This window comes from Spongiibacter sp. UBA1325 (assembly GCF_002306875.1).
Classification (GTDB): Bacteria; Pseudomonadota; Gammaproteobacteria; order Pseudomonadales; family Spongiibacteraceae; genus Spongiibacter; species Spongiibacter marinus.
Map to the genome: position 1 here is coordinate 480,004 of NZ_DBTD01000004.1, position 14,600 is coordinate 494,603.

A 14,600-nucleotide genomic window follows, 5' to 3' on the forward strand; every position below is an offset into this window, starting at 1 on the left:
TTACTGTCATGGCAAATGACAGTGTGAAAACCGTCGCTGAAAATGCGACCAGTGGCCGGGTATACGGCGGTGTAAAGGCGGAGGAGAGGCGGGCTGCTCGGCGGCAGCAATTCCTTGAGGCAGGATTAGAAATCTTTGGCACAGAGGGTTTTCGTGCTGCGACGGTGCGTAAATTGTGCCGCCAGGCAAAATTAACCGATCGCTACTTTTACGAAAGTTTTGACAATTTACAGGCGCTATTAACCGAAGTGTACGAGCTTCATATGGGGCAGATACGCCAGCGCATTTACGACAGTGTGATGGATGCGCCGCCTGGCATGTCGGTAAGGCAGCTTGTTGAGCGAATGCTGGACGCCTACTTCACCGCGCTGGAAGATCCCCGCGTCGCGCGCGTATGTATGGTGGAGTTAGAGGGAATCAGTCCAGAAGTTGAGCAGTTGTACCACGGTTACATAATGTCTTTTTCAGACTTGATTCTGGAGCTGGCACGTTACGTCTACCCTCAGTGGCAGCTCGACGATGAGGAGGCACTGATGCTGGGTATGTCGCTGGTTGGCGCCATGCGGCAGGCGGCAACCCACTGGCTGCGCAGCGACTATGCCATTGCAAAAGGGACCGTGGTGCGCGCCGCGGTGCGTTTAGTGATGGGGCTTATCGAAAATATTGCTGCCGAGCAGGCTAGCCCACACCGCGGTGCATAGCATCGACTTCATCTTGCATTCTATGCCATTGGTTTATCAGTAGCTCGCGTCGGCCGGCGTCGTCGGCAGGAATGCTACTTGCGGGTATGCGCCAAAACTTGAGTTTAACGGTGGTATCCATCCAGCCGCCGTTGAACAAACTGGCGAAGCTGGATGACTTCTCGAAGCCACTATGCGCAAAAAACACGAGGTCTTTGTCCGGGGCGCCGGCCATCAGTGCCAGTGCGCCGGCAGGCCGAATAGGCAAGAGATGGGTCCACCGCTCGGCATTTCGCAGGGCTTTCTGGTCGTTCTTTTTTTGAAAAGACTCAAGCAGCCGCTGACGCTTGGCTGTCGAAAACCGCGTTCCTTCCATATAAATAATCAGCGTCTCTTGCTCGGAGGCGGTGGCGGCCAGGGTGCTCAGAGCGCTGAGTTCTGGCCCCATGTCCTCGGCTACGCGGTTTAGGAACACGTTGGGTAGGCGGTTACCCACGATATCCAGGCAGGGGTCCATGAGCAGCTCGCGTTTTAAAACATAGCGCACGCGAAAAGCCTTCGGTATGGCATAAAAAGACATGGGCAATACCGTGTCGCCAATACTTGTGTGCCGTGGCAGCAGTATCGCGGCGTTACCTTCCAGGGCCTCTTGGCCGGTGATTTCAAAACGCAGGCGAAACAGGCGTTCTGCGCCGCGTCGCAAGGTGTCTGCCCACCAGTATTGCAGCGCGCTGTTGGCGCGTAAGTAGCCCTCGGACTGGGTGTTAGCGGTTATGGCGTAGCGCAACCACAGCCAAGTGCTGGCGAGAATGCCCGCGACCTCGCAGAAGAGGAACAGGCTGATAAATGTAAGGCAACGCAGGCCCGACCGGCTTGCGGGAAAGCCCCATCCAAGTAGCCAAAAGAGCGGCACCCAAATAACGGCGGTGGCGAGCATCAGCGCGGCGAAAGTCGTAATAAGCAAAATGGAGAGGAGCCGGCGGGGAAGGGTGTGTTGGCTAAGCCAGGAAACCAAGGTTAGATCCTCTCTGTGATACAAATTGCAAAACTGTGTAGTACGCAGTATAGGCAATGCTGGATCTTGTTGGCAGTTGGCTTAACTGGCGGCGCGTACACACTCCAAAATACCGTAGTCGTATTCGCCGCCAAGAGCCTCGTAGATCGGCTTAAGGCGCTTGTCTTCGCTGTGTTCGAAGGCAAAGCGAATTTCCTGCAGTTCGGCCTCGTCGAGGGCGACCACGTCAGCGAGCTCCAATTCGCCCTCGCGGATCGCCTTTGCCAGGTGGCGGTATACGGTCGCGACGGTGAGCTCTCTGCGGTGGGCAATTTCCAGCGGGGTCATACCCTGGCAGAGCAGCAGCACAGTCTCTGCATTGCTGTCACCGGATTGAGGTTGGCTGCCAATATTCTCGTAAATAACCTCGAGAAAACTGTCTCCGTAGGCGTCGAGCTTGCGCTCGCCAATCCCGGAGATAAGTGCGAGTTGCTCGCGGTTTTGCGGCTGCCTCTCCGCCATTTCAGCCAGTGTCGCATCGTGAAAGATCACATAGGCGGGAACGCCCTGCTCGTCGGCCAGTTGTTTACGGTGAGCGCGCAGAGCCTCCCACAGTTGGCTGTGGGCGGTATTGGCGAAATTGCTCGAGCGTGTTTTACCGGCGCTCACCTTCGCCAACTTGCGCAAGGTTAAGGTTTGCTCGCCGCGCAGAATCGGTCTGGCACTTTGGCTGAGCTGCACGCTGCCATGGCCATCCAGGTCTACGCTCAGCAGGCGCCTGGCGATAAGCTGGCGAAACAGGCCCCGCCATTGGCTGGTATTCAGTTCCTTGCCAATACCGAAAACCGTGAGTTTGTCGTGCCCGAATTGCTGAATGCGGCTATTGGCCTTACCTTGCAAAACGTCTACCAGATAATTGACACCAAAGCGCTGGCCGGTTCGGTAGGCGCAAGATAGTGCCTTCTGCGCAGCGACGGTGGCATCCCATGTTTCCGGTGGCGATAGACAGTTGTCGCAATTGCCGCAGGGCTTGTCCAGCCTGTCGCCAAAATAGTGCAGCAGGGCCTGCCGCCGACAGCTTTCCTGTTCGCAAAGCCCAAGCATGGCATCTAATTTGTGCCGCTCTATGCGTTTGTAGCTGTCATCGGCGTCGGAGCTTTCCTGCATTTGACGCAGCGTGATGACATCCTGCAGGCCATAGAGCATCCAGGCGTCAGAGGGTAAGCCATCGCGCCCGGCGCGGCCGGTTTCCTGGTAATAGGCCTCGATGCTTTTTGGCAGGTTAAGGTGGGCAACAAACCTCACATCGGGCTTGTCGATACCCATGCCAAACGCGATGGTGGCCACGATAATTATGCCGTCTTCGCGTAAAAATCGGCTTTGGTTTTGTTGGCGAGTCTCGTTGGAGAGACCCGCATGATAGGGCAGCGCCCTGAGCCCCTTCTCGCTGAGCCACTTTGCGGTGTCGTCGACACGCTTGCGTGATAAACAGTAGACAATGCCGGCTTCGCCGTCGTGTTCATTGCGAATAAAGCGCAGCAATTGTTCGCGGGCATTGCCGTTATTTTCAGCGATGCGATAGCGGATATTCGGGCGGTCAAAACCATTGTTGAAGACGCGTGCCTGCTCTAAGCCGAGACGCTGAATAATTTCCTGTTGGGTGCGCTCGTCGGCCGTTGCAGTTAAGGCGATGCGCGGCACGTCGGGGAAATGCTGATGAAGGATTGAAAGCTGGATGTACTCGGGGCGGAAGTCGTGCCCCCATTGGGATACACAGTGGGCTTCATCGATGGCGAATAAGGCGATGTGCACTTGCGAAAGCAAACGCTGCATTCGCGGCATCATCAACCGCTCTGGGGCGATGTAAAGTAGGTCGAGCTCGCCGCGTGTTAACTGCTGCTCGACTTCGCGTACGGCCATACCGTCTAGTGCAGAGTTCAGGCAGGCCGCGCGAATGCCATTTTGCTGCAGGGCATCAACTTGGTCCTGCATCAGCGCAATTAATGGCGAGATCACGATAGCGGTGCCGCTGCGGATCAATGCCGGGATTTGAAAACACAGTGACTTACCGCCGCCTGTGGGCATTAACACCAGCGCATCACCGCCGTCGATCAGTTGCTCAACAATCTCTGCTTGGTGGTTGCGAAAGTCCGAATAGCCGAATACCGATTGCAATACCTGTCGAGCATTGTCCTGAGTGCTTAGAGTGGCGTCTGTCATTACCACATCAGGTCGTCAGGGATTTGGTAATCGGCGTAGGGATCGTCTTCCTCGGGCTGGTCCGCAGGTTTGTCATTGTGCAGAACGATCACGCTGGCATCGCGTTGTTTGATTTTATCGGCGATGGCGGCAGGCACGAGCTCAAAGTTGTCTCGGACTTTGACGATGGCAAGCAGGCCTTTTACCAGTTGCTCCTGTAGAGCATTGGTGACGTAAATACGCTTGATCTTCTTACCATCGGTAAATTGGTAGGCGATATCACCCTGTTTGCGATCGACCTTATTGATGTCGACTAACTGCAAAATCTGCGCATAAATCGCCTTTTTCTCCACTTCGGCTTGGCGCTGGCGATTTATCTCGCGGTCGCGCTCGGCCTTTTCTGCCAGTGCACGTTGCGCGGCGAGCTTGCCCTCATCGACCTGAGGCTTACCCTTGTTGGCTTTTTTGGCCTTGCGCTGCTCCTGCTTAATTTTTTTGGCTTTCTTTTCGTCGGCGATGCCTGCCTTAAGTAGCTGTTCTTGCAGCGATGCCATGCTGGGCCTCAAGCGTTGGGTAAAGAGGGCGATATTCTATCCTGTATTGCGCCGTGCTTCGAACACCCTATACGTGTAATCCTGCGACATAACCCGAAGACCAGGCCCATTGAAAGTTAAAACCACCCAGCCAGCCGGTGACATCGAGAACTTCGCCGACAAAGTACAACCCAGGCTGTGACGTCGCCTCCATGGTTTTGGAACTGATGCCATCGGTATCCACGCCACCCAGGGTGACTTCTGCTGTCCGGTAGCCCTCGGTTGCCGAGGGTTTGACGACCCAGTTATTCAGCTGTGCGGCGATGCGGCGTAGCAATTTCTCACTGAGCCCGGCCATAGGGGTATCGGCGTTCTCTGGCCACCAAAGGGTCTGGAATTCCTGCACCAAGCCTTTCGCCAAGCGTTGCCCCAGGACACTGCGCAATAGCGATTTAGGCTGCTGTGACTTCGCTTCAATGAGCCATTGCTCGGCGTTGATATCCGGCAGCAGGTCGATGTGAAGGGCGTCACCGGGGTGCCAATAGTTGGAGATTTGTAGCATCACCGGTCCGCTTAGGCCGCGGTGAGTGAACAGTAAATTTTCGCGAAAGGTCTGGCCATTACACGTTGCTGAGACATCAACAGCCAAGCCTGCCAAGCGTTCGCACAGCGCTTTGCTCTGGTCGCTAAACATAAAGGGCACCAGGCCCGCTCTGCGCGGCGTCACGCCAAGGCCAAATTGCTCGGCGAGTTGATAACCGACGCCACTGCCACCTAGGGTCGGTATGGAAAGCCCGCCCGTTGCCACAACAAGTGACTGGCAGTGCAGAGAAAGAGCGCTGGTATCCTGGCGGATGTGCAATTGGTAGCCCGCGCGCGCCTCTAGCGCTTGAACGCCCTCCAGCTCGATCTTGCAGCGAATCTCAACACCCGCTTGCGAACATTCCTCAAGAAGCATGTTCAGGATATCTTTGGCAGAGTTCAGGCAAAAAAGCTGGCTGTGTTTGCGCTCCTCATAGGCGATGCCATAACGCTCGACCATGCCGATAAAGTCCCAGGCGCCGTAGCGTTTTAGGGCCGACTTACAGAAGTGCCGATTCTCTGAAATGAAGTTGTTTGCATCGACGAAGTAATTGGTGAAATTGCAGCGGCCGCCGCCGGACATTAGGATTTTTTTGCCGACCTTGTTTGCGCGTTCAAGCACCAATACACGGCGTCCGCGCTGGGCGGCTGTGAAAGCGCAAAGCAGGCCCGAGGCGCCACCGCCTAGGACGATAACATCGTAATTTTGCGCGTTTTGCATAATTGCTGAGAGGCCGTTGAAAACGCTGAATTATCGCAGATATCGGCGATGATTGGGGGCCATTTTCGAATTATCCGCTGGCGGCTTGCGAGCGGACTTTACGTATAGTCAGTCGCTTGATTTTTAACCACACTCGTCAAGAAAGTATTGCTACTGCTTTCCCTGAAACACCAATATAAATAATCAGGACGCATTGTCATGGCCCCCTCAGCACCCAGCCGAGATCAGTTGCTTCAGACCCTTGCGGCGATAGAAGAGTCTCAGGCCGTCATAGAGTTTGACCCCGACGGCAATATTCTAAGAGCGAACCAGAATTTCTTGGACGTATCCGGTTACAGTAGCGACGAGCTGAAGGGCTCGCACCATCGGGTATTTGTCAGCGCCGACTATGCTGCCTCGCAGGAATACCGTGCATTCTGGCAGTCACTTCGCGGCGGCCAGTCGCAGAGCGGGGAGTTTTGCCGCTACGACAAGCATGGTTCAGTATTCTGGATTCAGGCCTCGTATAACCCGGTTCTTGATGACGAGGGGCACGTTACGCGCATTATTAAAGTCGCGAGCGATATTACCCGGCAGAAGGCGCTCGACCTCGACTATTTGGGGCAGATTACGGCGATCAATGCCAGCCAGGCAGTCATTCAGTTTGACCCCAGTGGCACTATCCTTGATGCCAACTCCTTGTTTCTGCAAACGATGGGCTACCAGCTTGACGAGATACAAGGCCAGCATCACTCGATGTTCGTTTCGCCTGAAACGCGGAATTCTAGCGACTATGCACTGTTTTGGCAGTCCTTGGCTCGCGGCGACGCGCAGGTAGGTGAATATCGACGCATTGCCAAGGGTGGCCGAGTCGTGTGGATTCAAGCCTCCTATACGCCAATCAGAGATGTTCAAGGTGATGTGGTGAAGGTGGTGAAATACGCCACTGATATCACTGAGCAGAAAATGTTGCATGCGGATTTTAAAGGTCAGATCGATGCAATTAATTCGGTGCAGGCAGTTATCCATTTTGATGTCGACGGAACGATTATTGATGCCAATGACAACTTTCTTTCGGTGATGGGCTATCGCCTTGACGAGGTGGTTGGCAAGCACCACGGCATATTTGTTGACCCGGCTTTCCGAGCCGGTCAGGAGTACAGGCAATTCTGGCTCGATTTGGCTGAGGGGCAGGCGAAACTTGGCGAGTTTTGCAGGCTCAATAAACGCGGTGACGATGTTTGGATTCAGGCGTCCTATACGCCAATTCGCGATGTCGATGGCAAGGTGTTCAAAATAGTGAAATATGCCAGTGACATCACTCAACAAAAGAGGGTGAATGCCGATTATCAGGGGCAAATCGAGGGTATTTCTGCGAGTCAGGCAGTTATTGAATTTGAAGTCGATGGCACGATCTTGTCGGCAAATGACAATTTTCTTCAGGCGATGGGGTATTCGCTGGAGGAAATAAAAGGCCGGCATCATCGGCTTTTTGTTGATGGCGAGTACGCCAAGTCGGCAGATTACGCGCAGTTCTGGCGTTCTCTGGCGCAGGGTCAAGCTCGTGTTGGTGAGTTCAAGCGCTTGGCGAAGGGCGGCCGTGAGATATGGATACAAGCGTCTTATACGCCGATAAAAGACCTGCGGGGGCGCGTTTTCAAGGTCGTGAAATATGCCACGGATATCACCGAGCGCAAACAGGCAATGTCAGAGGTTGCACGGCTGATCGAGGCCGCCCGTCAGGGTTATCTTGATGACCGAGCGACGTTAGATGGCTTTCAGGGTGATAGCTTAGAGTTGTTGTCGAGTATTAACTTTATGCTCGATGCCATTACGCTGCCGATCAATGAGGTGGCAGATGTTATGCAAGCCGTGGCGAGCAATCAGCTTACGCGCAGGGTGAAGAGCGACTTTAAGGGGCGCTTTGGTGAACTGAAGGGCTATGTGAATTCGGCGGTTTCCCAGCTGCGAAGCTCGCTCAGCCACGTGTCGGTGGCGTCGGAACAGGTGTCGTCTGCCGCAGGTTTGATTGCGTCGAGTAGTCACTCGGTGGCCATTGGCGCGTCGCAGCAGGCGGCCTCCCTTGAGGAAACCGGGCGCTCCTTGGAGAGCCTCAGTGAGGAAACGCGCAAGAATGTGGATAGCACGCGATTGGCCAAAGACAGAGCGGCGCAGACCCAGGGGCTTGCTGAGCGAGGCAGCGAGACGATGGAGAAAATGCTGGCGGCGATGACGCGAATTAAAAGTGCGACACAAGATACCCAGGATATTATCAGCGATATCAACGAGATTGCTTTCCAAACCAACTTGCTGGCTCTAAATGCGGCGGTTGAAGCTGCCCGGGCGGGAGAGGCAGGCCGCAGTTTTGCAGTGGTTGCGGAAGAAGTGAGGAACCTGGCGCTTCGCGCGAAGACCGCTGCAGATAAAACGCAGTCATTGATTGCGCAAAGCGCCGAATCTGCGGAGGACGGCGGCGCGCTGTCGAGTGAGGTCAATAGCGGTTTTTCAGACATTATTTCGGCCATTGGGCAGGTGACCGAGCTGGTGAATGAAATATTCAGCTCCAGTGAGATTCAGGCGAAGGGCATTGATGAAATCACCAAGGCAATGGCGGCAATGGATAAGGTTGTGCAATCAGCCGCTGCGGACTCTGAGGAATCTTCCAGTGCTGCCGAGCAGCTGGCTGCTCAAGCGGAAGAGCTCAATAATATGGTTGGCGATTTCGATTTGGGGAGCGCCGTTGGCACCAGCGATCAGAGAGCGGCGATGAATGCGCCGCGCTGACATCAACGCGATTACCAAAGCATGCAACAAAAAAGGGCGCCTGTAGGCGCCCTTTTGTCTAAGCCTTAAAAGTGTTTAGACAATTTTCTTCATCGCCGTCATGTAGCTACGCAATTTCTGACCAACGACCTCAACGGGGTGGTTGCGAATTTCTGCGTTAACCGCGATCAGCTCAGCGTTATCAACACCGCCGTCTTTGACGTTAAGGCCTTTGCCGATAACATCGGTAGAGACCTTGCTCATAAAGTCTTGCAGCAATGGGCGGCAAGCGTGGTCGAACAGGTAGCAGCCGTATTCTGCGGTATCAGAAATAACCACGTTCATCTCATACAGTTTGCGACGCGCGATAGTGTTAGCGATCAGCGGTGTTTCATGCAGCGACTCGTAGTAGGCTGACTCGGGCTTCATGCCGGCGGCAACCATGCACTCGAAGGCCAGCTCAACACCGGCTTTAACCATTGCCACAAGCAGAATGCCGTTGTCGTAGAACTCTTGCTCACTGATTTCCATATCGCCAGAGGGCGTCTTTTCAAACGCGGTTTCAGCGGTAGCGGCGCGCCAGTTCAGCAGGTTTTTGTCGTCGTTAGCCCAGTCTTCCATCATGGTTTTCGAGAAGTGACCGCTGATGATGTCGTCTTGGTGCTTCTCGTAAAGCGGACGCATGATGTCTTTCAGCTCATCGGCCAAATCGAACGCTTTGATTTTGGCGGGGTTGCTGAGGCGATCCATCATATTGGTGATGCCGCCGTGTTTCAGGCCTTCGGTAACGGTTTCCCAGCCGTACTGAATCAGCTTTGAGGCGTAGCCGGGCTCAATGCCTTCTGCAACCATTTTGTCGAAGCACAGGATCGCGCCGGTTTGCAGCATGCCGCACAAGATGGTTTGCTCGCCCATCAGGTCAGACTTAACTTCGGCAATTGGCGAGGACTCCAATACGCCAGCGCGGTCGCCGCCAGTACCGGATGCCAGCGCTTTGGCAATGGCCATGCCTTCGCCTTTGGGGTCGTTTTCGCGGTGAACAGCGATGAGCGTCGGTACACCAAAGCCGCGCTTGTACTCTTCGCGAACCTCGGTGCCTGGGCATTTCGGGCAGCACATAACAACGGTGATGTCTTTGCGGATCTGCATACCTTCTTCAACGAGGTTGAAGCCGTGCGCGTAGTCGAGGCAAGCGCCTTCTTTCATCAGCGGCATTACCGCGTTGACCACAGGGGTGTGCTGCTTATCTGGGGTCAGGTTCATCACCACGTCAGCGGTGGGGATCAACTCTTCGTAAGTGCCGACGGTAAAACCGTTCTCGGTTGCATTTTTCCAACTTTGGCGTTTTTCCTCGATCGCGCTTGCGCGCAGGGCGTAAGCAACGTCCAGGCCAGAGTCGCGCAGGTTCAGGCCCTGGTTCAAGCCCTGGGCGCCGCAGCCAACAATCACGATTTTCTTACCTTTCAGGTAGTTGCAGCCATCTGCAAACTCGCTGCGATCCATAAAACGGCATTTACCCAGCTCTTCGAGCTGCAGGCGCAGCGGCAAGCTGTTGAAGTAGTTCTGACCCATGGTGAGGCTCCTGATTATGTGCTCGTGTAGTAAAGGGGGTTTTTAGTGGGAGGCACTCTAGCAAGTCTTTATTGTTGCGTAAATTGATATATAGTGGAAACTGTGTTGCATTTTTCGAGATTGAGGCCGCCGTGAAAACCAAAGAACTGGAGATCTATATTCACCTGAGCCAGTCGCTGCACTTTGGCAAAACGAGTGAGGCAATGCATCTCAGCGTTTCAGCCGTCAGCCGGGCGATACAGCGCTTGGAGGACGAAGCCGGCGTGGCTTTGTTTGAGCGGGATCGGCGCAGTGTCAGATTAACACCGGCCGGCAGAGAGTTCTTGCGCTACGCTGAGCAGGCGGTGTTGAGTTGGCGCTCGCTTTCTCAGCGCCTGCGGCAACAAGGAGAATCTCTGCAGGGGGAGATCAGTCTGTTCTGTTCGGTGACCGCAGCCTACAGTGTGCTCAGTACGATTTTGGAGACGTTTCGTCAGCGCTACCCCGGCATTGACCTGAAACTGCATACCGGCGACCAAGCTGATGCTGTTGACCGGATCGCTGATGGCGGCGAAGACCTCGGAATTACTGTTCGCCCGCCGCAATTACCCAGTCGGCTCGACTACTTGCCGCTGAGCCGGTCTTCACTGCAGTTGCTGGTGCCGAATATTCCCTGCGCCCTCAGTGAGCAAATTGCTGGCCACGGTGGGGAGTTCAGCGCGTCCCTGCTCAATACACTACCTTTTATTCTTCCTGAGCGGGGCGTCGCACGAAGCCTGATCGAGCAGTGGTTTCGCCGCCAGCGCCTGCGGCCGAATGTCTACGCGCAAGTGAGTGGTCACGAGGCGATTGTCAGTACGGTGGGCTTGGGTTTGGGAATTGGTGTCGTGCCCGACTTGGTGCTCGATACGTCCTTTTTGCGCGACAAGGTGCGCGTGGTGACAATATTGCCTGAGCTGCCGAGTATGGACATCGGCGTGGTGGTGCGGCAACAGCGTCTGGCCGACCCGCTGGTAAAAGCATTTTGGGACTGTGCGCAGTCATCGTACCGCAGCACTATTTAATTTATCATGCACGCTTAATTGCTGTTTGAACGGATAAGGACACTATGGCTGACGAACAAACCGGAAAGAAGTCGATGCCGGCCTTTGATAAAGAGGCGCTACTGCTGATTGACGACCATGAAGAGGAAGTCTCCGTCGACGGCAAAACGGTGCGTAAGCGTGGCATTTATTTGCTGCCGAATTTGTTTACAACCGCGGCGCTGTTTTCGGGTTTCTTCGCCATTGTTTCGGCAATGAATGGCCGCTTTGAAGCGGCTGCGATGGCAATATTCGTGGCCATGGTTTTCGATGGCCTCGACGGCCGGGTGGCGCGCTTGATGAATGCGCAGAGCAAGTTTGGCGCGGAATACGACAGCCTTGCCGATATGGTGTCTTTCGGTGTTGCCCCGGCGCTGGTTGTTTTTAGCTGGGGCGTATCGGAACTCGGCAAGTTCGGCTGGGCAGTCGCCTTTGTCTATGTATCGTGTGCGGCGCTGCGGCTAGCGCGTTTTAATACCCAAATTGATACCGCCGACAAAAACTACTTCACTGGCCTGGCAAGTCCGGCTGCAGCGGCCGTTATGGCGGGGGTGGTCTGGGTTTCTGCCGAGGAGGGCTGGATCGGCGTGGCGCTGCCCATTGAGTTAGCGGCGGTTGTCGGTGTGTTAATGGCCGTCGTTGGCATGTTGATGATTATGAACGTCCGCTATAACAGCTTCAAAGGCATCGATTTCCGCGGACGCGTTCCCTTTGTAGTGATGATATTGGTTGTGCTGGCCTTCGGCCTGGTTTCGGTCGACCCCGCGCGGATACTGCTGGGGATTGTCTTGCTCTATGCCTTGTCCGGGCCCGTACAAGCGATTTATCGACGAGTAAAAGCGCCAAAAGTGTAACGCTGGCGCTGTGGCTGCGTCGTATCACTAGTTATGGTTGAGGAGTGCGACGATGCTGATAAAAAAGTCCGATGATATTGCAAGCAGCGAAATTACCCCGGAGGCGGTCTACCTCCGCCGCAGAGAGTTTATGCAGGGGGCTGCAGCCATGGCGGCAATGGCCGTGGCGCCGATGGCGTTTTCTGCGCCTTCGCCGCTGTCGCACACGCCGGTGGACGCGCGGGCGGACAATCCTTTTTATACAGGTGAAGCACAGACGCCGTTCTCAGATGCCAGCCGGTACAACAATTTCTATGAGTTCGGCACCGATAAATCTGACCCTGCGAAATACGCCAGCGCACTGACAGTCGACCCGTGGTCAATCGACGTTGAGGGCGAGGTTGATAAACCGGGCAAGTATGCACTGGAAGACATTTTAAAGAGTGTCGACATAGAGGAACGGGTATACCGCTTGCGCTGTGTAGAAGCATGGTCAATGGTCATTCCCTGGCTTGGTTTTCCCCTCAGTGACTTAATCAAACAGTGGCAGCCAACAAGTAAAGCCAAATATATCCAGTTTGAAACCCTGTATCGCCCATCTGAAATGCGCGGACAGCGCTCTGCATTCTCAACCATCGATTGGCCGTATATTGAGGGCTTGCGGATGGATGAGGCCATGCACCCCCTCACATTAATGAGTGTGGGAATGTATGGCAGAGAGTTGCCAAATCAAAACGGCGCGCCAATTCGCTTGGTGGTGCCGTGGAAGTACGGGTTTAAGAGTATTAAGTCGATCGTAAAAATTCGTTTTACCGAGCGTCAGCCCAAAACCAGCTGGCAGGGTATTGCGCCGCGCGAGTACGGCTTCTATGCCAATGTGAACCCCAAGGTGGATCATCCGCGCTGGAGTCAGCGCTATGAACGACGCCTGCCCAGCAGCTTGTTGTCTCCCAACCGCATTCGCACGCAGATGTTCAATGGCTACGAAGAGCAGGTCGCCAGTTTGTACAAAGGTATGAACCTGCGGCGCTACTACTGAAGGTTGGCTTGATGGCTGATGTGACAGAAAAGGCCCGGCAACCGTTTGGGATGGGGTGGGGTAAGCCCCTGGTGTTCGTGCTATGCCTGCTGCCGCTCGCTGCGGTGGTTTATGGTGCCGTCCTTGGTGACTTGGGGCCCGATCCGGTTAAAGCGTTAATAGTGATGACCGGTGACTGGGCGATTCGTGCGCTGCTGGTGGTTTTTTCAGTTTCCGCGCTACGCAGTTGGTTGGGGTGGTCGCGGTTGCTGCGGTTTCGACGTATGTTGGGCTTATTTGCCGGCTTTTATGCCAGTCTTCACTTACTGGTTGTTGCCACCTACCTGTTCGCATGGGACTGGACCATTGTTTTGGAAGAGCTCAGCGAGCGCCCCTACATCATCGCCGGCTTCGCAGCTTGGCTACTAATGCTGCCAATGGTAGTCACCTCTAACAACTATTCGGTTCGTCGCCTTGGGCGCCGTTGGCGTCAGCTTCACCAGCTTATGTATCCGGTAATGGGCTTGGCGTGGCTGCATGTTGTTTGGCAGGTTCGCTCTAGCTATCTAGAGGCCCTGATTTATGGCCTGCTTATCGTAGTATTGGCCCTGCCGCGTCTACGGCGCTTCCAGCTCGCGCGCTAATCTGCTCAAGAGCTGATCAACTTGCTGTTGTTTTGATCGTTAATTGCTGCTGTTTTGATCGATTGTCATTTTTTTGTAATTAGTTTGTTGCGGTGTGTTGACTCTGGGGTTTGGGTCTCTATAATGCGCCACCTCGCTTACGGAGACGGGCCTTTCGGGAAGTTTGGAAGGTGGTGTTGCTGAGGTTTGCGAGGGTGGTTTCAAGGTGCTTTTGAAGCGGTTTAAAAACTTTTTCAAAAAGCGGTTGACTCTACCAGGGGCGGCTCTATAATGCGCTCCCTCGCTTACGGAGACGGGCTTTCAGCTGAGGTTGGAAGTGCTGGTTGAAGAGGTAGGCGAGACGGCAAAACGGCTTTTGAAAACGCTTTAAAAACTTTTCAAAAAACGCTTGCCAAACAGGACGAAGTATTTATAATACGCGTCCTCGCTTCGGGGATAACTTGAAGCGAATATCAAAGCCCTGGCGGTTTTGAGTTATTTAAAAAGATGAGATCAAGTAATTCGTGTGGGTGCTTGTTGATGGATATTGCGACATTAAATATTCAGAGATAAGTAACTCGACAATTCAAATTTTGAAGAATCGATTAACACGTCTCTGAGCCGAGATTTTAGATGGTAAAGCAGGTTTTGCGTAACCGTCTCATCATGCCTCTGGCTGATGTAAAAGATTGAACTGAAGAGTTTGATCATGGCTCAGATTGAACGCTGGCGGCAGGCCTAACACATGCAAGTCGAACGCGAAAGCACCTCGGTGTGAGTAGAGTGGCGGACGGGTGAGTAACGCGTGGGAATCTACCTAGTAGTGGAGGATAACTCGGGGAAACTCGAGCTAATACTGCATACGCCCTACGGGGGAAAGCGGGGGATCTTCGGACCTCGCGCTATTGGATGAGCCCGCGTTAGATTAGCTTGTTGGTGAGGTAATGGCTCACCAAGGCGACGATCTATAGCTGGTCTGAGAGGATGATCAGCCACATTGGGACTGAGACACGGCCCAAACTCCTACGGGAGGCAGCAGTAG

At 54.4% G+C, this 14,600-nt stretch carries 11 protein-coding genes and 1 rRNA gene; 7 read left to right on the forward strand and 5 right to left on the reverse strand.

Annotated elements, in window-relative coordinates; all coding sequences use genetic code 11:
- Positions 1 to 8: 8 nt before the first annotated feature.
- Positions 9 to 701, forward strand: coding sequence for a TetR/AcrR family transcriptional regulator (locus B3K78_RS05020; RefSeq protein WP_286694547.1), 693 nt, complete (start codon positions 9 to 11; stop codon positions 699 to 701).
- On the opposite strand, the gene B3K78_RS05025 is transcribed toward B3K78_RS05020, so the two are convergent.
- The 4 genes from B3K78_RS05025 to B3K78_RS05045 form a co-directional block, all read right to left on the reverse strand.
- Complete coding sequence (locus B3K78_RS05025; RefSeq protein WP_286694548.1) at positions 679 to 1,695, reverse strand: 1-acyl-sn-glycerol-3-phosphate acyltransferase; 1,017 nt, start codon at positions 1,693 to 1,695, stop codon at positions 679 to 681. The genes B3K78_RS05020 and B3K78_RS05025 overlap by 23 nt on opposite strands.
- An 81-nt stretch (positions 1,696 to 1,776) precedes the next feature.
- On the reverse strand, positions 1,777 to 3,894 hold the full coding sequence (gene recQ / locus B3K78_RS05035) for a DNA helicase RecQ (RefSeq protein WP_349676113.1): 2,118 nt from the start codon (positions 3,892 to 3,894) through the stop codon (positions 1,777 to 1,779).
- Positions 3,894 to 4,427, reverse strand: a complete 534-nt coding sequence (locus B3K78_RS05040) for a DUF2058 domain-containing protein (RefSeq protein ID WP_286694549.1) — start codon at positions 4,425 to 4,427, stop codon at positions 3,894 to 3,896. Before B3K78_RS05040 ends, recQ begins: the two co-directional genes overlap by 1 nt.
- A gap of 67 nt (positions 4,428 to 4,494) precedes the next feature.
- Positions 4,495 to 5,709, reverse strand: a complete 1,215-nt coding sequence (locus tag B3K78_RS05045; RefSeq protein WP_286694550.1) for a BaiN/RdsA family NAD(P)/FAD-dependent oxidoreductase — start codon at positions 5,707 to 5,709, stop codon at positions 4,495 to 4,497.
- A 198-nt stretch (positions 5,710 to 5,907) separates the two neighbouring features.
- Between B3K78_RS05045 and B3K78_RS05050 the strand changes: the two genes are divergently transcribed.
- Positions 5,908 to 8,472, forward strand: a complete 2,565-nt coding sequence (locus B3K78_RS05050; protein ID WP_286694551.1) for a methyl-accepting chemotaxis protein — start codon at positions 5,908 to 5,910, stop codon at positions 8,470 to 8,472.
- Positions 8,473 to 8,547: 75 nt separating this feature from the next.
- Here B3K78_RS05050 and ilvC read toward each other — a convergent pair whose 3' ends face one another.
- Positions 8,548 to 10,023 (reverse strand): ketol-acid reductoisomerase, encoded by a 1,476-nt coding sequence (ilvC, locus tag B3K78_RS05055; RefSeq protein WP_286694552.1) that lies wholly within the window; start codon positions 10,021 to 10,023, stop codon positions 8,548 to 8,550.
- Positions 10,024 to 10,154: 131 nt separating this feature from the next.
- Between ilvC and ilvY the strand changes: the two genes are divergently transcribed.
- The 5 genes from ilvY to B3K78_RS05080 form a co-directional block, all read left to right on the forward strand.
- The gene (ilvY, locus tag B3K78_RS05060) at positions 10,155 to 11,066 is read left to right on the forward strand and encodes an HTH-type transcriptional activator IlvY (protein WP_204995346.1); all 912 of its coding nucleotides are present in this window, start codon (positions 10,155 to 10,157) and stop codon (positions 11,064 to 11,066) included.
- Positions 11,067 to 11,110: 44 nt separating this feature from the next.
- Positions 11,111 to 11,938: a CDP-diacylglycerol--serine O-phosphatidyltransferase gene (gene pssA / locus B3K78_RS05065; protein ID WP_286694553.1), complete on the forward strand. Its 828-nt coding sequence runs from the start codon at positions 11,111 to 11,113 to the stop codon at positions 11,936 to 11,938.
- Between the two features lie 52 nt (positions 11,939 to 11,990).
- Positions 11,991 to 12,956: a protein-methionine-sulfoxide reductase catalytic subunit MsrP gene (gene msrP, locus B3K78_RS05070; RefSeq protein ID WP_286694554.1), complete on the forward strand. Its 966-nt coding sequence runs from the start codon at positions 11,991 to 11,993 to the stop codon at positions 12,954 to 12,956.
- An 11-nt stretch (positions 12,957 to 12,967) separates the two neighbouring features.
- Positions 12,968 to 13,579, forward strand: a complete 612-nt coding sequence (msrQ, locus tag B3K78_RS05075) for a protein-methionine-sulfoxide reductase heme-binding subunit MsrQ (RefSeq protein ID WP_286694555.1) — start codon at positions 12,968 to 12,970, stop codon at positions 13,577 to 13,579.
- 670 nt (positions 13,580 to 14,249) lie between these two features.
- Positions 14,250 to 14,600, forward strand: a 16S ribosomal RNA gene (locus B3K78_RS05080); the annotation flags it as partial.